Raw genomic sequence first — 20,384 nt, 5'->3', positions numbered from 1 at the left:
TTGACGTCCAGCCACTCCTGGGCCATAGTCTTCGTATACGATTTCGTACCCGATGAGGAGACAGCTTTGGAGCAGGTCAACGAGGACACCCTGGCAGCGGCACGCAAGGTGATCGCGGTGCACATCAACTACCCCAGCCGGGCAGCGCAACGGGGTCGCACTCCCGAGCAGCCGTCCTACTTCCTCAAGCCTTCATCGTCACTGTCCCTGAGCGGCAGCACGGTGGAACGCCCCGTGGGCTGCGAACTCCTCGGTTACGAGGGCGAGATCGCGCTGATCATCGGCAAGCCCGCCCGCCGCGTGGGCATCGAGGACGCCTGGAGCCACGTCGAATGGGTCACCGCCAGCAACGACCTCGGCGTCTACGACCTCCGCTACGCGGACAAGGGCTCCAACCTCCGGTCCAAGGGCGGCGACGGCTTCACCCCGATCGGCCCGGGACTGATCGCCGCGGATGCCGCGGACCCCGCCAAACTTCGGATCCGCACCTGGCACAACGGGGAACTGGTCCAGGACGACACGACAGAAGATTTGCTCTTTCCGTTCGCCCGCCTGGTTGCAGACCTGTCCCAGCTGCTCACCCTCGAAGAGGGCGACATCATCCTGACCGGCACCCCGGCCGGCGCCTCCATCGCGACACCGGGCGACGTCGTCGAGGTGGAAGTCAGCACCGCCGACGGTAATTTGGCCACCGGCCGTCTCACCACCACGGTGCAGGAAGGCACGACGCCGTTCGCTGACTTTGGTGCCGGCCCGAAGACCGATGACCTGCAGCGGGAGGAAGCCTACGGTTCCCGTGAAGCGGCGGGGCTCGCCGCCGTCGGGCCTGTCCTCTCACCGGAGTTGAAGGCGAAACTGGAAAGCGTCTGCACCGCCACGCTGTCCTCCCAGCTGCGCAAGCGCGGCCTCAACAACGTCAGCATCGACGGTCTCACCTCCACCCGCCCGGAAAAGCGGATCGTGGGCCGGGCCCGGACCCTGCGCTATGTGCCCAACCGGGAGGACCTCTTCAAGACGCACGGCGGCGGCTTCAACGCCCAGAAGCAGGCCATCGATTCCGTCAATGAGGGCGAAATCCTGGTCATGGAAGCCCGCGGCGAAAAGGGCACCGGCACCATCGGCGACATCCTGGCCCTGCGCGCCCAGGTCCGGGGTGCAGCGGCGATCATCACCGACGGCGGCGTCCGGGACTTCTCCGCCGTGGCCGCGATGGAGATGCCCACGTACTATTCCAACCCCCACCCCGCCGTGCTGGGCCGCCGGCACATCCCGTGGGACACGGACATCACCATCGCCTGCGGCGGCACCACCGTGCAGCCCGGTGACATCATCGTGGCGGACTCGGACGGCATCCTGGTGATCCCGCCGGCCCTTGCCGAAGAGCTCGCCGACGATTCCATCGCCCAGGAACGCGAGGAAACGTTCATCGCCGAAATGGTGGCGCAGGGCCACAGCGTGGACGGGCTCTACCCGCTGAACCCCAAGTGGCGCGCCCGCTATGAGGAATGGGAAGCAGGCACCAAATGACTGAGACAGCCATCGCCGGCACGCGCACGGGCAGCAAGTCCGAGCAGGCCTACGCCGCCGTCAAGGCCCGGATCGTGGACGGGTCCTATTCCCCCGGCTACCGGCTGGTGCTGGCCAAGATCGCCGAGGACCTGGGCGTCAGCGTGGTACCGGTCCGTGAAGCCATCCGCCGGCTCGAAGCCGAAGGGCTGGTCACGTTCGAGCGGAACGTCGGCGCCACGGTGTCCGGGATCGACCCCACCGAATATCTCTATACGATGCAGACCCTGAGCATTGTGGAAGGCGCTGCCACTGCCCTTTCCGCACCGCTCATCGGCGCCCCGGACATCGCCCGCGCCCGCGCCGTCAACGCGGAGATGCGGGATTGCCTTCAGCACTTCGACCCCGTCCGCTTCACCCGGCTCAACCAGGACTTCCACAGCGTCCTTTTCGAGCATTGCCCCAACCCGCACATTTTGGACCTTGTGCACCGGGGCTGGAACCGGCTCGCGTCGCTGCGGTCCTCCACGTTCCGCTTCGTCCCGGGCCGCGCCCACGAGTCCGTGGACGAGCACGAGGCCCTGCTCCGGCTCATTGAAACCGGTGCCGGCGCCGACACGATCGAAAAGGCGGCCCGCCGGCACCGCAGCGCCACCCTGGACGCCTACCTCGCCCAGGCCGCCGCAACAGACCACCCGACCCAGCAGTAAAGGAAGAAACAATGACGTTCACTGCAGAACAGACCAAGCACCATTACGTGCCGCAGGACCTGCCCACCCACATCCAGCACTACATCAACGGCGAATTCGTTGACTCCGTGAACGGGGCGACCTTCGACGTCCTGGATCCGGTCTCGAACCAGAACTACGCCACCGCCGCGGCCGGCCAGAAGGAAGACATCAATCTCGCCGTCGCCGCCGCCCGCGAAGCATTTACAAACGGTCCGTGGCCGAGGATGAAGCCGCGGGAACGCGCCCGGATCCTAAACAGGATCGCCGACGCCGTCGAGGCACAGGAAGAACGGCTCGCCGAGCTGGAGACCTTCGATACCGGACTGCCGATCACCCAGGCCAAGGGCCAGGCCCTGCGTGCCGCGGAGAACTTCCGCTTCTTCGCGGACCTGATCGTGGCCCAGTTCGACGACGCCATGAAGGTCCCGGGATCCCAGATCAACTACGTGAACCGCAAACCGATCGGCGTCGCCGGCCTGATCACTCCGTGGAACACCCCGTTCATGCTCGAGTCGTGGAAGCTCGCCCCCGCCCTGGCCACCGGCAACACCGTGGTGCTCAAACCGGCCGAGTTCACCCCGCTCTCCGCGTCCCTCTGGGCCACCATCTTCAAGGATGCCGGCCTGCCGGACGGCGTGTTCAACCTGGTCAACGGCCTGGGCGAGGAAGCCGGCGACGCCCTGGTGAAGCACCCGGACGTGCCGCTGATCTCCTTCACCGGCGAGACCACCACGGGCCAGACCATCTTCCGCAACGCCGCAGCCAACCTCAAGGGCCTGTCCATGGAGCTCGGCGGAAAATCCCCCTGCGTCATCTTTGCCGACGCCGACCTGGACGCCGCGATCGACTCCGCCCTGTTCGGCGTCTTTTCCCTCAACGGCGAGCGCTGCACCGCAGGCTCCCGCATCCTCGTGGAACGCGCCATCTATGACGAGTTCTGCGAGAAGTACGCCGCCCGGGCCAAGAACATCGTGGTGGGCGATCCGCACGATCCCAGGACGCAAGTGGGCGCACTGGTGCACCCGGAGCACTACGAAAAGGTCGCCTCGTACGTGGAGATCGGCAAATCCGAAGGCCGGCTGCTGGCCGGTGGCGGGCGGCCCGAGCACCTCCCGGAGGGCAACTACATCGCCCCCACCGTGTTCGCCGACGTCGCCCCCGACGCCCGCATCTTCCAGGAGGAAATCTTCGGACCCGTCGTCGCCATCACCCCCTTCGAGAACGACGACGAAGCCCTCGCCCTGGCGAACAACACCCGCTACGGCCTGGCGGCCTACATCTGGACCCAGAACCTGACCCGGGCGCACAACTTCTCCCAGAACGTGGAGGCCGGCATGGTGTGGCTGAACAGCCACAACGTCCGCGACCTGCGGACCCCGTTCGGTGGCGTCAAGGCTTCCGGTCTGGGGCACGAGGGGGGCTACCGCTCCATCGATTTCTACACCGACCAGCAGGCCGTGCACATCACGCTGGGCACCGTCCACACACCTAAGTTCGGCAGCATCGAAGCCTCCGCTGCCAACGACGGCTGATCTCCCCCTCCCCTGCGCCTCCCCTGCTCAAAGAAGAGAGAACACCATGACAAACTTTGTTCCCACCCCCACCGTCCCGGCTCCGGACATCGTCCGCTGCGCCTACATGGAGATCGTGGTCACCGACCTCGCCAAGTCGCGCGAGTTCTACGTCGACGTCCTCGGCCTGCACGTCACCGAGGAAGATGAGAACAACATCTACCTGCGCCCGCTGGAGGAGTTCATCCACCACAACCTGGTGCTGCGCAAGGGACCGATCGCCGCTGTCGCCGCGTTCGCCTACCGGGTGAAATCCCCAGCGGAGGTGGACGTTGCCGAGGCCTACTACAAGGAACTGGGCTGCCGCACCGAGCGCCGCAAGGACGGCTTCACCAAGGGCATCGGCGACTCCGTCCGGGTGGAGGACCCGCTGGGCTTCCCCTACGAGTTCTTCTACGAGGTGGAGCACGTGGAGCGCCTCACCCAGCGCTATGACCTCTACTCCGCCGGCGAACTGGTGCGCCTGGACCACTTCAACCAGGTCACCCCGGACGTGCCCCGTGGCCGCAAGTACCTTGAGGACCTCGGCTTCCGCGTCTCCGAAGACATCAAGGACTCCGACGGCGTGACCTACGCGGCTTGGATGCACCGCAAGCAGACGGTCCACGACACCGCCCTGACCGGCGGCAACGGCCCGCGCATGCACCACGTCGCGTTCGCCACCCACGAGAAGCACAACATCATCCAGATCTGCGACAAGATGGGCGCCCTGCGCATCAGCGACCGGATCGAACGCGGCCCCGGCCGGCACGGCGTCTCCAACGCCTTCTACCTCTACATCCTGGACCCGGACGGCCACCGGATCGAGATCTACACCCAGGACTACTACACCGGCGACCCGGACAACCCCACCATCACCTGGGACGTGCACGACAACCAGCGCCGCGACTGGTGGGGCAACCCCGTGGTCCCGTCCTGGTACACCGAGGCCTCCCTGGTCCTGGACCTCGACGGCAACCCGCAGCCCGTGATTGTCCGCGAGGAAAAGAGCGAAATGGCCGTCACGGTGGGCGCGGACGGCTTCTCCTACACCCGCAAGGACGGGTCCCCTGAGGGTGACCGCACCGGCTTCAAACTGGGAGCGCAGCTGTAGCCATGCTGGATGCCACGACGATTGAGGCCATCGCGGACGAACTGGTGGAGGCCGGCCGAAGCCGCACCCCGATCCCCCGCCTGACCGCCCGGTATCCGGACATGACGGTGGAGGACTCCTATGCGGTGCAGCGGCTGTGGCGGCGCCGCAACGAGGACGCCGGCCGGACCCTGGTGGGGCGGAAGATCGGCCTCACGTCCAAGGCAATGCAGGCCGCCACCGGCATCACCGAACCGGACTACGGCGCCATCTTTGATGACATGGTGCTGGAAACCGGCTGCTCGGTGGAGTGGGACAGGTACACCCACCCGCGCGTCGAGGTGGAACTGGCGTTCGTCCTGAAGGACGGGCTCAAAGGACCCGGCTGCACCATCTTCGACGTCCTGAACGCCACCGATTACGTGGTCCCGGCCCTCGAAATCCTCGATTCCCGGATCGAGATGGAGGGCCGGACCATCGTGGACACCATCTCGGACAACGCGGCCATGGGCGCCATGGTGGTGGGCGGCCGCCCGGTAAAGCCGGACGCCGTCGACCTCCGCTGGGTCGCAGCCATCCTGTACAAGAACCAGACCGTGGAAGAGACCGGGGTGGCTGCCGGGGTCCTGGACCACCCGGCTAACGGAGTGCACTGGCTGGCCAATAAAATTGCCGCCCACGGGGACAGCATGAAGGCCGGCGACATCATCCTGGCCGGCTCCTTCACCCGGCCCGTCTGGGTGTACAAGGGTGATACCGTCCATGCCGACTACGGACCGCTGGGGAGTGTCACATGCCGTTTCGAATAGAACCGGACAACACCTTCCGTGACGCCCTGGCCGCCGCGAACCGGCCCCTCGCCGGGATGTGGGTGTGCTCGGGCAGTCCGCTGGTGGCCGAGCTCTGCGCCGGGTCCGGACTGGACTGGCTCCTGGTGGACGCCGAGCACAGCCCCAACGGGCTCGAATCCATCCTGGCCCAACTCCAGGCGATCCACGGCTACCCGGTCCACACGCTGGTGCGGCCGCCCGTGAACGACACCGTGGTCATCAAGCAGTACCTGGACCTGGGTGTGCAGAACCTGCTGATCCCCATGGTCCATTCGGTGGCGGAGGCGGAAGCCGCGGTGGCCGCCACCCGCTACCCGCCCCGGGGCGTCCGGGGCGTGGGCTCGGCACTGGCGCGGGCCGCCCGCTGGAACCGCATCCCGGATTACCTGGCCCGGGCCGGGGACACGATCAGTGTCACGGTCCAGATCGAATCGACCACAGCAGTGGCGGCCGTGGAGGACATCCTGAAGGTCGACGGCGTGGACGCCATTTTCCTGGGGCCCTCCGACCTCGCCGCCTCCATGGGGCTGCTGGGGCAGCAGGAGCACCCCGAGGTGCGCGCCGCCGTCGGACACTGCCTGGAAGCCGCCAAGGCCGCCGGCAAACCGGCCGGCGTCAACGCGTTCAACCCCGACACCGCCCGCCACTACCTGGACAGCGGCGCCGATTTCATCCTGGTGGGGGCCGACGTCGCGCTGCTGGCCCGTGGCTCCGAGGCACTCGCCGCCCGGTACATCCAGCCATCCGACGGCGCCGCCCCCACCAGCTACTGACCCTTCCTAAGGACTTCTTCGATGACAGTTTCTTCAGTGCTCTCCCCTGCCCTCTTCCCCGAGGCCGTCTCACCCGTGGCCGTCTCACCCGAGCGTGAGGCCACGCTCCTCGCCTCGGTGCCCACCGGGCTGCTGATTGGCGGCCAGTGGCGGGACGCGTCCGACGGCAGGACGTTCGATGTCCACGATCCAGCCACCGGGGAGGTCTTAGCCACCTTGGCCTCGGGGACCAGCGAGGACGCCGTCGCCGCGCTTGATGCCGCTGCCGAAGTCCAGGCCTCGTGGGCACGCACGGCGCCGCGGGAACGGGCCGAAATCCTCCGCCGGGCCTTCGACCTGGTGACCGCACGCGTCGAAGACTTCGCGCTGCTGATGACCCTGGAGATGGGCAAGCCGCTGGCCGAGGCCCGTGGCGAAGTCGCCTACGGCGCCGAGTTCCTGCGCTGGTTCTCCGAAGAAACCGTCCGCGATTACGGCCGTTACCTCACCACGCCGGAGGGCAAAAACAAGATCCTGGTCCAGCACAAGCCGGTGGGCCCCTGCCTGCTCATCACCCCCTGGAACTTCCCGCTGGCCATGGCCACCCGCAAAGTGGCCCCGGCTGTGGCCGCCGGCTGCACCATGGTGCTGAAACCCGCGAAACTCACCCCGCTGACGGCGCAGCTGTTCGCGCAGACCATGCTGGACGCCGGGCTGCCCGCGGGGGTGCTGAACGTGGTGTCCTCCTCCAGCGCCTCCGGGATCTCCGGGCCCCTGCTGGCCGATCCGCGCCTGCGCAAGGTCTCCTTCACCGGGTCCACCCCGGTTGGCAAGCGGCTTATGGCCGACGCGGCGCAGAACGTGCTGCGGACTTCCATGGAACTGGGCGGGAATGCGCCCTTCATCGTGTTCGAAGACGCCGACCTGGACAAGGCCGTGGAAGGTGCCATGGCCGCCAAAATGCGGAACATGGGCGAGGCGTGCACCGCGGCAAACCGATTCCTGGTCCAGGAATCCGTGGCTGCCGAATTCACCGAAAAGTTCGCCGCCGCGATGGGCGCGCTGGCCACCGGCCGCGGCACCCACCCAGGCACCCAGGTCGGTCCGCTGATCGACGCCGGGTCCCGTGATGACGTGCACGCCCTGGTGAGCGCCGCCGTCGCCGCGGGTGCCACCGTCGTGACCGGGGGCTCACCGGTTGAGGGGGCAGGCTACTTCTACCAGCCCACCGTGCTCGGCGATGTGCCCAACGACGCCGAGATCCTCCGTCAGGAGATCTTCGGCCCGGTCGCCCCCGTCACCACGTTCAGAACCGAGGACGACGCCATCCGGCTGGCCAACGCCAGCGAATACGGCCTCGCGTCCTACGTCTACAGCCGGAACTTCAACCGGTTGCTGCGCGTGGCCGAACAGATCGAGTTCGGCATGGTCGGCTTCAACGCCGGGGTGATCTCCAACGCCGCCGCGCCCTTCGGCGGGGTCAAGCAATCCGGACTCGGGCGCGAAGGCGGTTCGGAGGGCATCGCCGAATACACCACGACGCAGTACATCGGCATCGCCGATCCCTACGCGGACTGACAAAGCCGTACCCAGGGCGAAGATCTTCAAGTGACGTGAAGCATGGAGCTTATCAAGGGTATGAAACCGGCTTAGCCCCCTGACAAGCCCTGCTCATGCCAGGCAACAAGCAAGCATTTAATCCCCTGTTGTTTCCTTACAGTGACGGCAGGCACATCAGGAGATTTTCATGGCCCGTGGACGACCACTGCTGAAGTCCCTGTACAGCTCAAGGTGGAGGATCACCCCTGGCGGGAGGCGCAGAGAAGTGGCGGCAATCCGCGGTTGTAACCTGCTTACTTGAACTACCGATAGCAGCAGTTACATCAACTGGCTCCACCGATTTCCTCAAATGGACGTGAAGGGCCGCTGGCGAGATTGGCTTCCAGCAGGGTGCCTATGCGCTCGATTGCGGCCTGGACGACGGCGCCCTCGGCCACGGTGAGTTGTTGGAATACCAGACCGTCGAGCGCTGCGAAGACGGCACGTGCCAACGGCTTTGTATCTGCATGTCCGTGGCGTGCCAGTGCGAGCTCAAGTCCCTCGATGTAGCCCTCATAAAGGGCGACAGCTTCGGCCCGCAGATCCGGCCGGCGCCGCGATTCAAGGACAAACTCGTATTGAAATATCTGAAGTTGCGGCTCGCTGGTCACTAGTTCCACGAGAGCACCTGCGAAATTGCCGTCTATGGTCTCAGTGGCAGACAGGTCGCTGAGCCGGATCGCGCGGGCTGTGGCCCAGGCGACAGCTTCATGCAGCAACGCATCCTTGGTGCCGAAATGGTGGCTGATCAGGGTGTTGTTGACCCCGGCCACTTCCGCAACGGCCCGCAAGGTCAAGCCGTGGAGTCCTCGTTCCGCTACCACCTGCACTGTCGCCGCCAACAGTGCCTCACGGCCTTTTCCGTATTCGTTGGTTCTCGTCGCCGCCACAAACCGAGTGTAGCCCGCGCGAGGCCCCCTTGACAGATGCAACTAAGCAATTGCATAGTTGTTAATCTTGTGAAGCGGCGCACCCCTTCGCTCCACAAGTCCCACCCCCGTTTAGTCCAGTCTTTGGAAGGCTATGCAATGGCGCATTCGCTCGATGACCCCACCGCTCCGGCCCTGCACCGGACGCTCCGTTAGCAGGATGCCTTCGCCCTGGCGATGGCAGTGTCCGGCGGATTGTTTGTCTCCTTTGGTTTCACCATGGCAGCGATCGGTGCCCTCTCTGCTTTGTTCATTTGGGCTCTGGCCGCAGGCATCGGTTGGGCCCAAAACCACCTCTTTGCAGAAATGGCCTCGATGTTCCCTGACAAGCCCGGCGGCGTGCCCGTCTACGCCCACGAGGCCTGGAAGGAACGTTTTGCCCCTGCCGGTGCCCTGGCCACTTTCGGCTACTGGTTCGGCTGGTCTGCAGTTATTTCGATTGTCAGCCTCACCGCCGGGGCCATCATCGAAGCCCGTTGGCTCCCCGAAGCGGCATGGTCGCTCAACCTCGGTATCGCGCAGATTGGCACTGCCCAGATCATCGGCATCGCTTTGATTTTGGCGCTCATGGTGCCCAACCTCTTTGGCGCACAGCCCGCTGCATGGGTCAATAAGGTACTCGGTGCGCTGCTACTAATTCCGCTGTTCACCTTCGTCATCGCGCCGCTCATCAGCGGGCAGTGGGACATCTCCAACCTCACCTGGGGACTTGGGCAGCCAGGGGCTGACCACTGGGGCGGCTGGCAGGACGCCATCGTCTGGCTCTACCTGGTCGGCTGGACCGCCTATGGCACCGAAATGTGCGCGGCATTCACGCCCGAGTACCGCAGCAACAAAGATGCCCGGCGTGCCCTCTCAACTTCGGGCGGCTACACCTTCCTGATGTTCGCCCTGGTACCGCTAGGTGTCGGCGGGCTGATGACACAGGCTGATGCCGCGGCCGACCCTACCGCCGTCTTCGTATCCGGCTTCGCCTCCGTCCTTCCCGCCGGGTTCGCCGGCGACGCCGCGCTCCTGATCACCATCGGTGCCCTGCTGATGGGTGTGAATGCCTCCATGGCGGACGGATCGCGGGCACTTTATGGTGCAGCCATCGACGGACTCGCACCCCGCCAGTTCGAAGCACTCAACCGCCACCAGGTGCCCGCACGAGCCATCATTGCCGCCGTCGTGATGAATGTCCTGCTGATGATCTTCGTGTCAAACCCCATCTCCATCCTTGTCGCAGCGAACATGGGCTACCTGCTCGCCATCCTTCTCGCCGTCTCAGGCTTCCTGCTGCTGCGCAAGGACCGGCCGGATGCTTCACGGACCTTCAAGCTCGGCGCCTGGGCTGTGCCCCTTGCGGTGGTGCTGACGATCTATGGCGCTGCCGTTCTAGCCATCGGGGCCCTCTCCTCCGAACTGTCGGGATACGGCGGACCGGTGGAACTGGCAATCGGCGTGGGCATCCTCCTGCTGTCCCTTGTCCTCTACGTCATCAGGCGACGGTTCCAGGACCGGCTGCCGCTCCTTAGGGAACCGCGGGCGCTGGCCAACCAGTCAAGTACAGTCGCCGCCACCCGACATCACCTGTCAACGCCAAGTAAGAAGTAAAGGAATAACCAATGACCCAGGTCTTTTTCGCCCAGCACGATGACGCCGCTTTCGAGCCCTTCGAGCTCGGTAACGTGCAGTGGCTTCGCCGCCCAGGAGATAACGGTAACGAGAAGCTTTCGGCCGGTATCTGGAAAGTTACTCCTGAGGAGGCGCCGGAACCCTTCGACCTGCCAATTCATCAGGATGAGAACATCTTCATCTCCTCGGGCCGCATCCGCATTGAGGTCAAGGACGGGGAAACCTTCGAACTTACCGCCGGGTCGATGGCCTCCCTGTCCGAAGGGGCCATGACCCGCTGGACGGTGCTCGAACCCACCATCGAATACTTCGTCTACAGCTAAGCGGGGAACGGACACACCATGGAAGCTTCTGACGTCCCGATCGTCGGCGCGGGATTCGCCGGCCTCATCGCAGCACGGGAACTCTCCCGCCGCGGCCACAAAACCACATTGCTGGAGGCCCGGGACCGTATCGCAGGCCGCACTTTCCTCGAAGAACGCATGGGACGCAACCTCGAACTCGGCGGCACCTGGGTGCACTGGACCCAGCCATACGTGTGGGCGGAGATGGGCCGGTATGGCATCAATCCGGTACCGGGACCCGAATTCACCAAGGCCTACTGGAACGTGAACGGACACCGCCATGAAGGGCACACCGACGAAGTACTCGAGCTGCTCGACGCACCGAACCAGGCTCTGCTGGCCGACGCACGGCGCTACTTCCCCCTGCCCTGGGCACCCCTGACCAACCCCGACGTCGCCGACATCGACGGCATCACGCTCTCCGACGCCATTGACCGGCTGGAACTGCCGGAGAACCAGCGCGAGCTGCTCCGATCCTTTTGGGCCCTGAACTTCAACGGCAAACTCGACCAAGCGGCATACACCCAGGCATTGCGGTGGTGCGCGGTCGCAACCGGTTCCTGGCAAACCATGTTCGAAGCCTGCGCCAGCTTCAAGGTCGAAGGTGGCACCAGCCGGCTGGCCGAAGCCATCCTCGCCGATTCCGCCGCGGACGTGCGCCTTAACGAAGCGGTTGTGTCGATTACACAGGACGACGACGGAGTCACCGCCCGCACGGCCAGCGGCCAGGAGTACAAAGCACGTGAACTCATTCTGGCGCTGCCTCTTTCTGTGCTGAACGATATCGACTTCCAGCCCCCGCTCTCCCCCACCAAACGCGAGGCCGCCGCACGCGGCCAGGCCGGGCGGGGAGCGAAGCTCTGGGTCAAGGTCCAGGGACGGCAGGAGAGGTTCGTCGCGTTCGGTCCGGAGGACGCCCCGCTGAATTTCGTGCAGGCGGAATACATTGACGACGACAGCACCACACTCGTGTGCTTCGGCCCCGATGCAGGCGCCGTGCCCGTCGACGACATCGAAGCCGCCCAGCGCATCCTCGACACGCTGGTGCCCGGATTGACGGTCCTCGAAGTGACCGGACACGACTGGGTGGAGGATCAGCATTCCCGGTCAACCTGGCCCATGCACTACACCGGCTACCTGACCACTTCCCTTCCCGAACTGCAGCGGCCCGAAGGACGAATCCGGCTCGCCGGCTCCGACTTCGCCAACGGCTGGGGCGGGTTCATCGACGGGGCCATCGAAAGCGGACTCGACGCCGCCCGGGCGGTCGGCGAGCAGTTGGCTGCCCCGGCGCCTACCAACACCGTCACGGCGCGGCAACCAGTACCGGCCCTCTAAAACCAACATTGCAACCTGACCTGAAGGACATGCCATGACCACTGAAGTTACTGCTCCATCGGGCTACGACGCGCTTCTGGCCGCGATCACTCCCACATCCGGTCCGACAAAGACCATCCTTGACCCGGCAACGGGCGAAGAGGTGGGCGAGGCCCCCATTCACGATCTCGAGTACCTTGAGCAGGCAGTCGCTGCCGCCGTGGCAGCCCAGCCGGCGTGGGCTGCGCTGGACCACGACGGCCGGTCCGCCGCCCTCCTCAAAGCAGCCGACGCCGTCGAACGCTCCGCCGAAGAACTCGCCAAACTGCTCTCCCGCGAGCAGGGCAAACCCATGAACGGCCCCAACGCCCGCTTCGAAGTCGGCGCCTGCGCCACGTGGCTGCGAGCCTCAGCCACCATCCCTCTGGAACCGGAAACCATCGTGAACGACGGCGAAACCCGCGCCGAGCTCCACTACAAGCCCATCGGCGTGGTCGGTGCCATCGGCCCCTGGAACTGGCCCATGATGATCGCCGTCTGGCAGCTCGCACCGGCACTAAGGATGGGCAACGCCGTCGTGGTGAAGCCCTCCGGGAACACCCCGCTGAGCGTCCTCGCCCTGATCAAGGTCATGAATGAAGAGCTGCCCGAGGGCCTCCTCTCCGTCGTCTCCTGCGGCCGGGAGGTCGGCTCCCGGTTGACCGATCACCCCGCCATCGGCAAGATCATGTTCACCGGCTCCACTGCCGCCGGCAGGGCCATCATCAAATCCTCCGCGGACACGGTCAAGCGGCTCACCCTGGAACTGGGCGGCAACGACGCCGGCATCGTCCTGCCCGACGCCGACCCCAAGGCCATCGCAGAGGACCTCTTCTGGGGCGCCTTCCTGAACACCGGCCAGACCTGTGCCGCCCTGAAGCGCCTCTACGTCCACGAGGACATCTACGACGCCGTCTGCGAAGAACTCACCGCCGTCGCCGCCGCCATGCCGATGGGCAACGGGCTCGACGAGAACAACGTCCTGGGCCCGCTGCAGAACAGGGCGCAGTATGACGTCGTGGCCAACCTCGTGGATGCTGCCCGCGACAGCGGTGCCCGGATCCTGCTTGGTGGAAACCCGGACATCGACCAGCCCGGCTACTTTTACCCCACCACCCTTGTGGCGGACATCGACAACGACAACCCGCTGGTGGCCGAGGAGCAGTTCGGCCCGGCACTGCCGATCATCCGCTACACCAGCGTGGACGACGCCGTCACCATGGCCAACGCCCTTGAGGTGGGGCTCGGCGCCTCGGTCTGGTCCTCGGATCTCCCGGCGGCCCGCGAAGTCGCCGCCAGGATCCAGGCCGGCACCGTCTGGATCAACAGGCACGGCGCCGTGGACCCCCGTATTCCCTTCGGCGGCGCCAAGCAGTCCGGCTACGGCCTGGAATTCGGCGTCGAAGGCCTCAAAGCCCTCGGCGTGCCACAGGTGATCAACGGCTGACACGATCTGATTATGTCTCGCTGATGACCCACCAGCTAAACAAAGCTGCTTGCGCGCCCAGCGCAAGCAGCTTTGTTTATTGCCCTCGCAACGGAGCCGCCCTCCTTGTCAGTGGAAACTGAAGCGGAAGATGCCTAGCCCGGGGATTTCATGGCGGGTGGCTGAGGGTGTGTGTTTAAGCAGGGAAAGGGTGCTCTGAGCTGGGAAAATAGTGGTTGTCGAGACCGTTATTTGCCGAGTGAAGGAGCACCCTTTCGATGCAAAAGTCTACCTGTGTTTTTCCGTCCGTTCCGGTCACTTTCACCGGCCAGTCGCTGGTCTCCCACGCCGGGGTGAAGGTCCTGACCGGTTTCATGGATGCCCTGGGTTTCGGGGCACTGGGCGAGGACCGGCTGGGCCAGTTCGTTCCCGCAGGCGCGACGCACCGGCCCGGCCGGCTGGTCGGTTCTCTGGCGGCGATGCTGGCCGCCGGAGGTGAACACGTGTCCGATCTGGACATCCTGCGGGTCTCACCGGGGGTCTTCGGCCAGCTGCCCTCGAACGCGACGGTGTCCCGGTTTTTCGAACGGACCGTGACGAACCCCGAGCTGTTCGGCTATGGCATCGAAACCCTCACCCGGCAACTGCGCTCCACGGCCCGGGAAGCGGCCGGGAACCGGAACCCGGCGTTGTCGGCGACAGCGGCGGATCCGCTCATCCTGGACCTGGACGCCACCCTCGTGGCCTCACACTCGGAGAAGGAAAACGTCGCCGGCACCTACAAGGGCGGCTACGGCTTCGCCCCCTTCATCGCGTCCTGTGACTACGGTGCCGGTAACGGCACCGGGGAAATCCTCGCCTGCCTGCTGCGGCCCGGCAACGCCGGCGCGAACAGCGCCGATGACCACATCCGCGTCTTCGAGACCGCCGTGTCCGGCCTGCCCGAAGGATTCTTCGACGAGACCGGGGCGCTGGCCGGAGAGAACGTCCTGGTCCGCACCGACAGCGCCGGAGCCTCAAGGAAGTTCCTCTGGTACCTGCACAGCCGGAACGCCCAGTTCTCCGTCTCCTACCCCGTCCCCGCGGCCAAAGCCCACATGGTCGATTGGATCAACGACAAGAAGAACTGGCAGCCGGCCCTGGACCAGGCCGGCAACGACCGGACCGATGCCTGGGTCATCAACGCCACCGACATCATCCCGCTCACCGACTACCCGCCGGGAACGAACCTGTTCCTGCGCGCCGAGCCCCTGCACCCCGGCGCGCAACCGACGCTGCTGGACATCGACGGGCACCGGATCACCGCGTTCCTGACCAACTCACCGCGCTGGCACGGCCCGTTCCTTGACGCCAGACACCGCGCCCGGGCCCGGTGCGAAAACCGGATCAAGACCCTGAAAAACACCGGTCTGGGCAAGCTGCCGTTCTTCGACTTCGCCGCGAACCAGGCCTGGGCGTGGATCGCAGCCCTGGCCTCCAACCTCGTCTCCTGGCTCCAGCTCACCGCGCTCCCCGCCGGCGACCACGCCAAGGGATGGGACATCAAACGCTGGCGCTACCGGCTCTTCGCCACTGCAGGCAAGATCATCACCCGCGCCAGAAAGAGCTATCTCCTCCTGCCCGGAACGGCACCCGAACACCAACTGATCCACAGATTACTCGAAGCCACCGCAAGCATCGCGGCGAGCCTCAAGAACCCCACCGCCATCATGCAGACCTGACGCCCGGAACCAGCCCCATCACTGCGAGCAGACAGACAGCCATCACGGGTACGTGGAAACCCGCGCCAACCCCGGCGCATGGGACGGTCGAGGGTGCCCGGAATCCGCCCAGACAACACGCCAGCCGCTCAGCCGCCATCAACACCCCCGACCGACGACCGATGCAAAATCCGGGCTAGTGCGCCATGATTTTGAGTGGGGCGCAACGTTGTTGCGTCGCATGCAGGAGAGGTCACACTGGACTTTTTGGTGTAGTGCCAGACAAGCCCTTCTAGTTGGTCGCTGCCAGTTCCTGCGACTTGCGTCCAGTCGCTGCCGGGCGCCGTCACTACGTGGAGGCCGTTCCGATCATGCCGACCCTATAGCCCGAAGTGCCGGTTGATGATTTTCCTGGGAGGTTGATTTGGCATTTAGTCCAGGTTCTGGCGGAGCCTCCTCCCGTGTGAGCGCCCTCGTAGGTGCTTGATAACGGATGCTCGTTGCAGGATTCGCCGGCGGGCGAACCAAGGAGGAGTTGCACGCATTGTCTCGGTTCGCCGCCTGCAGGGTTGTGTCCCCATATCCTCAAACTCCATCTCAAATTGGGTCGGAGATGCAGCTTTGGGCGCTACCGGAGCGTCGAAGCGCTCATTCCGCGCCCTTCGGGCACGCATGCGCTGAAAAGCTACTGCTCGCCAGGTTTCCGGGGTGCCGAAGGCCTGTCGAATTGCAAATTTCCAATTAACCGTTCGGGCCGGAAATCGTCGAAGAGCGCCTCGGCATCGCCGAAGATCTCGCCCGCGACAGCGGCACCGACGAACGGGGCCAGCGTTACACCACTGTGTGTCGCCACAAAGTAGAGCCAGGGAACCGAGGGAAGGGCCCCGAGTACGCTGAAACCGTCTGCAGGGATTGCCCGTCGCCCGACGCTGATACGTTCGATAATTGCCCCTTCAGTATTTTTCAGCACTGATTGGAGACGAGCGGTTAGCTCCTTTGCCACCACCGAGTCCGTGGTCGGTACATCAGAGGGATCTGCCCCGGAGTCGAGATCTAGAGCTTGTAGCAGCAACCGGCCGCCACCATCGGGCCTCACGTTTAGCCAGGGACTTGTCAATATCCGGGGCAGGGAAGCCGGGAGGGGGTTTGTGACCGCTAGGTAGCCCACCGTGATATCACCAGGCGTTTCAAACTCAGCCATAGGCAGTGAAATACCCGCCAGGAGTGCAACCTCGCTTGTCCATCTGCCCACAGCGCAAACGACTTGGTCCGCTACGACCGTTGATCCGTCGCTCAAGCCAACGTGCGCTGCGCCGTTTCGTTCTTGCAAGCGTTCTACTGCTAGGCCGGTACGGATCTTGACCCCAAGAGTGGATGCCTGCTCCAGCATATGGGCCAGGTATAGGTTGGGGTAGCAGTGTCCTTCGCTAGGAAAGAATGCCACAGTGTCACAGTCATCCGGTATTAGTAGGTCGGGTATCAAGGTTCGTGCGCGCTCGACGCCAATCTGCTCCACCTCATACCCTCGTTCGCGGAGGCGGCCCATGCGGCGCATGAGGTCCTGTCGGTGGGACTGATCAGTGGCAAACTCTACGTGTCCCCGTGTCTCCAACCAGTTACAGTTGCTATTTGAAGCGGCGAGTCGACTATGGGCTTTCAATCCTGCAAGGTTGAGCTCGTAATAACTCGAGGGCTCCTTGTTGTGGGAGTTGACCCAGGCGTATGAGGTTGAGGACGTGCCAGCGCCAGGCCAATCCTTTTCCAGGACGGTGACGCTGGCGCCTCGGCGGGCCAGCTCGACAGCGATAGTGACGCCAATAACTCCGGCGCCGATGACAACTACGTTCATGCCTTAACTCCGTTTTATTTCTTAGGGGCGGTCAGAGAACCTTGCTGAGGAAGCTCTTGGTCCGCTCGTGTTGGGGCCTAAGGAGCACTTCATCGGGAGGACCAGCTTCAACGACGACGCCCTCATCCATGAAGACGACCGAATCTGCCACCTCTCGCGCAAAACCCATTTCATGAGTGACAACGATCATCGTCATACCTGTCGCTGCGAGGTCCTTCATGACATCCAGGACTTCTCCAACTAGTTCAGGGTCAAGAGCGGAGGTTGGCTCGTCGAACAACATGAGCTTTGGATCCATCGCAAGAGCGCGTGCGATGGCGACTCTTTGTTGCTGCCCGCCGGACAGTTGACCCGGATACGCCGACGCTTTTTCTGCTAACCCGACTCGATCCAAGAGGGAACGCGCCCGGTCGCCGGCAACTTTTTTGCTCTGACGTTTAACGCCAACCGGCGCTTCCATAATGTTTTGTAGAACCGTCATATGGGGGAACAGGTTGAACTGTTGAAAGACCATACCCACTTCTGCCCGCATGCGAGTGACCTCCGTTTCGGCAAGCTCATACAGTTTCCCGTGCCTTTCCGAGTACCCGATGAGCTCTCCCTCAACAGAAAGATGGCCGGCACTGATCGTTTCAAGGTGGTTGATAAGGCGAAGAAATGTTGATTTTCCTGAACCGGAGGGTCCCAACAGCGTGACGACTTCTCCCCGCTGCACTTCCAGGTTGATCCCCTTGAGAACCTCCACGTGCCCGAACGACTTACACACCCCCTCGGCGCGTACCATCGGCTGTTTTTCCACTGATTTTGGCGTTCTTGCGCTAGTTTCCATCACTGGCCCCTCGTCGTCGCTGCAGTTCTACGAGACGGCGTAGCCGACCATGACCCGCCGTTCGATCACTCCGGCTGTAGTGGCGCTCTAGATAGTACTGGCCGGCCGTGAGGACTGATGTCACGATCAAGTACCAAATTGAGGCGGTGAGAAGGAGCGGAATCGTCTTGAAGTTAACTGAATATATAAGTTGGGATGCATACAAGAGCTCAGGGAATGAAAGGACACTGACCAAGGATGTTGTCTTAAGCATCGAAATGGTGTTGTTGGCCGTAGGGGGGATGATGACGCGCATGGCCTGGGGAAGAATTATTCTTCGCAGAATTCGGGCCCTCGACATTCCCAGGGCTTGAGCCGCTTCGATCTGGCCCTTGCCTACGGACGATATTCCGGCTCGGATAATCTCTGCCATGTACGCGGCCTCATTGAGGGAAAGACCCAGAATAGCCGCCACGAGCGGCGTAATCAGCGTGTTGGTGTCTGTCGAGAAAAAGCTTGGTCCAAAAGGAATGCCAAAGGACAACACCGGAAAGAGCGCGGAAATGTATCCCCAGAAGAGCAGCTGGACGAACACAGGCGTTCCCCGGAAGAACCAGATGTAGCACCAGCTCACCGCGGATAGTGCGGGGTTCGTCGACAACCTCATGATGGCGAGAACTACACCGAGGACGACCCCAATTATCATCGCAATGACGGTGAGCTGAAGCGTCTTGGAAAGACCGTCCAAAATGCGCGGTGACATGAAGTACTCGCCAACCGTGAACCATCCGAAGTTGGGATTGGTGAGTAGGGTGTCGATGAGCATCGCTAGGAGAATGGCGATGATGAAATACAGGACCCAGCGTCCAGGTCGTCGTAGTTTGACGACTTTCTGCGGAGTTGTCTGTTCCTTCTGGCGAGTTATTTCATCTGAAGCAATCAATGTTTTCCCCGATCTACCTGTAATCTCCGGACATTAGGAAACAGCTCCGTTGATTTCAGACTTCTCAATCTTTATTGGCTCCAGGTTCCACTTCTTCAGGCTCTTCAAGTAGGTGCCGTCTTCAATGAGCTTGTTCAAAGCGGCGTTGATCGGTTGTACCAGCCCACTCCCCTTGGTGAACGCGACACCCCCGGGATTCGGATTCTTGATGAGAGGACCCACGGTTTCAAAGGCTTCCGGGTTCTTTTCAACGATGTCCAACAGCGGCGGAGCATCCAGCATGACTCCCTCGATGCGGGAACTCTGAAGCGCTAGTTGAGCCTGAGGTCCGTCCTGATACGCCTGAACGACGGGCGGCTGGAGGCCTGCTTTGGTGCAGTCCTCGGTTTGGCTAGGGAGGAACGTCGTTTGCTGGAGAGAGCCTCGTATGACTCCGATGCTGGCACCACAAGCAAGATTTGCCTTGATGTTCTTTGGGTTCCCCTTTTTAACCAGGATAAGGGTGCCGTTGTGGTAGTAGGTTGCGAAGTCAACGATCTGCTCCCTGGCCTTCGTATCACCGATGGAAGACATGGCAATATCGACGGTCTTAGCTTGAAGGGCCGGGATGATCGCGTCGAAAGATGTTGGCACGAATTCGATTTTCACGCCAAGCATGGCCGCCACGGAATTGGCAAGGTCCGGCTCCAGCCCCTCAAGCGTCTTTCCGTCTGAACCGACGGATACAAACGGCGGGTAGGCGGGATTAATCGCCATCCGAATAACTCCCGCTTTTTTGATCTCCTCGGGCACCATCGCGGCAAGAGTTTCATCCCGCGCCGGTGCTGCGCTGGACGTCTCGGCCGAGGCCGGCTTTGCATCACTCGGCGACGAGTTGAGGCCACATGATGTCACGGAGATCAGACCCAGTGAAATCGCTACTAAAGAGACCTTACGAACGCTATGGGTTTGGCGCATTTGCACTCCTTGTTTGGGGAAATCTCGAGACGCCCTAAATTCGGTAACTGTCTCGGCGCCGAGGTTGCTTCAACATTAGAGGCAGAGCGTTACTTTCGCAATGGGATACTGGAATTCCACATCGTGGAGTTCCAGGGGGAATTGTGATCTGGAGTCGATTATTCATTCTGGACACGTGGGGCTTCGCTTCTTGTGCTGTTCTCGATTTTGTTGGATGGCTGACCCTCGCCCATTAAATGAGTCGCAGTGTCCTGGGCTGGCAATGCGCCCAACTCCATTGATGTGCCCGTGAATTGTCGTGGCGGGTTCAAGTTCAAGGAGGGCAGCAGCCAGAGTTGCTCGCTGCCCGTGTGGTAGCCATGGCGTGACCACCTACCAACTGAACGGTCCTCAT

At 63.3% G+C, this 20,384-nt stretch carries 17 protein-coding genes; 12 read left to right on the top strand and 5 right to left on the bottom strand.

Annotation, left to right across the window (positions count from 1 at the left end):
- The first annotated feature begins 66 nt into the window (after positions 1-66).
- Genes QFZ69_RS01870 through QFZ69_RS01840 form a run of 7 tightly spaced genes read left to right on the top strand, consistent with a single transcriptional unit; the run spans position 67 to position 8,040 of the window.
- Entirely contained in the window at positions 67-1,527 is a 1,461-nt protein-coding gene (locus tag QFZ69_RS01870; protein ID WP_306919565.1) for a fumarylacetoacetate hydrolase family protein, read from the top strand.
- Entirely contained in the window at positions 1,524-2,216 is a 693-nt protein-coding gene (locus QFZ69_RS01865; protein ID WP_306915229.1) for a GntR family transcriptional regulator, read from the top strand. Before QFZ69_RS01870 ends, QFZ69_RS01865 begins: the two co-directional genes overlap by 4 nt.
- An 11-nt stretch (positions 2,217-2,227) precedes the next feature.
- Complete coding sequence (gene hpaE / locus QFZ69_RS01860; RefSeq protein ID WP_306915227.1) at positions 2,228-3,769, top strand: 5-carboxymethyl-2-hydroxymuconate semialdehyde dehydrogenase; 1,542 nt, start codon at positions 2,228-2,230, stop codon at positions 3,767-3,769.
- Positions 3,770-3,815: 46 nt separating this feature from the next.
- Positions 3,816-4,901 (top strand): 3,4-dihydroxyphenylacetate 2,3-dioxygenase, encoded by a 1,086-nt coding sequence (hpaD, locus tag QFZ69_RS01855; protein ID WP_306915225.1) that lies wholly within the window; start codon positions 3,816-3,818, stop codon positions 4,899-4,901.
- A 2-nt stretch (positions 4,902-4,903) separates the two neighbouring features.
- Positions 4,904-5,689 carry a 2-oxo-hept-4-ene-1,7-dioate hydratase gene (gene hpaH, locus QFZ69_RS01850; RefSeq protein WP_306915223.1) on the top strand — a complete coding sequence of 262 codons (786 nt, stop codon included), beginning with the start codon at positions 4,904-4,906 and terminating at the stop codon, positions 5,687-5,689.
- On the top strand, positions 5,674-6,483 hold the full coding sequence (locus tag QFZ69_RS01845; RefSeq protein ID WP_306915222.1) for an HpcH/HpaI aldolase/citrate lyase family protein: 810 nt from the start codon (positions 5,674-5,676) through the stop codon (positions 6,481-6,483). Before hpaH ends, QFZ69_RS01845 begins: the two co-directional genes overlap by 16 nt.
- 21 nt (positions 6,484-6,504) lie before the next feature.
- Positions 6,505-8,040: an NAD-dependent succinate-semialdehyde dehydrogenase gene (locus QFZ69_RS01840; protein WP_306915220.1), complete on the top strand. Its 1,536-nt coding sequence runs from the start codon at positions 6,505-6,507 to the stop codon at positions 8,038-8,040.
- A gap of 305 nt (positions 8,041-8,345) precedes the next feature.
- On the opposite strand, the gene QFZ69_RS01835 is transcribed toward QFZ69_RS01840, so the two are convergent.
- Positions 8,346-8,951 (bottom strand): TetR/AcrR family transcriptional regulator, encoded by a 606-nt coding sequence (locus tag QFZ69_RS01835; protein WP_306915218.1) that lies wholly within the window; start codon positions 8,949-8,951, stop codon positions 8,346-8,348.
- 216 nt (positions 8,952-9,167) lie between these two features.
- Here QFZ69_RS01835 and QFZ69_RS01830 point away from each other — a divergent pair, with 216 nt between their 5' ends.
- The 5 genes from QFZ69_RS01830 (at position 9,168) to QFZ69_RS01810 (ending at position 15,454) form a co-directional block, all read left to right on the top strand.
- The gene (locus QFZ69_RS01830) at positions 9,168-10,586 is read left to right on the top strand and encodes an APC family permease (protein ID WP_306915216.1); all 1,419 of its coding nucleotides are present in this window, start codon (positions 9,168-9,170) and stop codon (positions 10,584-10,586) included.
- Positions 10,587-10,597: 11 nt separating this feature from the next.
- Positions 10,598-10,930, top strand: a complete 333-nt coding sequence (locus QFZ69_RS01825) for a cupin domain-containing protein (protein ID WP_306915214.1) — start codon at positions 10,598-10,600, stop codon at positions 10,928-10,930.
- Between the two features lie 18 nt (positions 10,931-10,948).
- Positions 10,949-12,289, top strand: coding sequence for an NAD(P)/FAD-dependent oxidoreductase (locus QFZ69_RS01820; protein WP_306915212.1), 1,341 nt, complete (start codon positions 10,949-10,951; stop codon positions 12,287-12,289).
- 34 nt (positions 12,290-12,323) lie between these two features.
- Entirely contained in the window at positions 12,324-13,754 is a 1,431-nt protein-coding gene (locus QFZ69_RS01815; RefSeq protein WP_306915210.1) for an aldehyde dehydrogenase family protein, read from the top strand.
- A gap of 257 nt (positions 13,755-14,011) precedes the next feature.
- Entirely contained in the window at positions 14,012-15,454 is a 1,443-nt protein-coding gene (locus QFZ69_RS01810; RefSeq protein WP_306915208.1) for an IS1380 family transposase, read from the top strand.
- A 664-nt stretch (positions 15,455-16,118) separates the two neighbouring features.
- Here QFZ69_RS01810 and QFZ69_RS01805 read toward each other — a convergent pair.
- Genes QFZ69_RS01805 through QFZ69_RS01790 form a run of 4 tightly spaced genes read right to left on the bottom strand, consistent with a single transcriptional unit; the run spans position 16,119 to position 19,990 of the window.
- Positions 16,119-17,282, bottom strand: coding sequence for an FAD-binding oxidoreductase (locus QFZ69_RS01805; protein WP_306915206.1), 1,164 nt, complete (start codon positions 17,280-17,282; stop codon positions 16,119-16,121).
- 31 nt (positions 17,283-17,313) lie between these two features.
- The gene (locus tag QFZ69_RS01800; RefSeq protein ID WP_306919564.1) at positions 17,314-18,066 is read right to left on the bottom strand and encodes an amino acid ABC transporter ATP-binding protein; all 753 of its coding nucleotides are present in this window, start codon (positions 18,064-18,066) and stop codon (positions 17,314-17,316) included.
- A 34-nt stretch (positions 18,067-18,100) separates the two neighbouring features.
- Positions 18,101-19,033: an amino acid ABC transporter permease gene (locus tag QFZ69_RS01795; protein WP_306915204.1), complete on the bottom strand. Its 933-nt coding sequence runs from the start codon at positions 19,031-19,033 to the stop codon at positions 18,101-18,103.
- Positions 19,034-19,066: 33 nt separating this feature from the next.
- A complete protein-coding gene (locus QFZ69_RS01790; RefSeq protein WP_306915203.1) occupies positions 19,067-19,990 on the bottom strand; it encodes an ABC transporter substrate-binding protein in 924 nt (307 codons plus the stop codon).
- Positions 19,991-20,384: the final 394 nt, after the last annotated feature.

The organism is Arthrobacter sp. V1I7 (genome assembly GCF_030817015.1).
In the GTDB taxonomy this organism is placed as follows: Bacteria; Actinomycetota; Actinomycetes; order Actinomycetales; family Micrococcaceae; genus Arthrobacter.
Note: the sequence above shows the minus strand (reverse complement) of the source record. Positions and strands in the feature narration are given on the sequence as shown.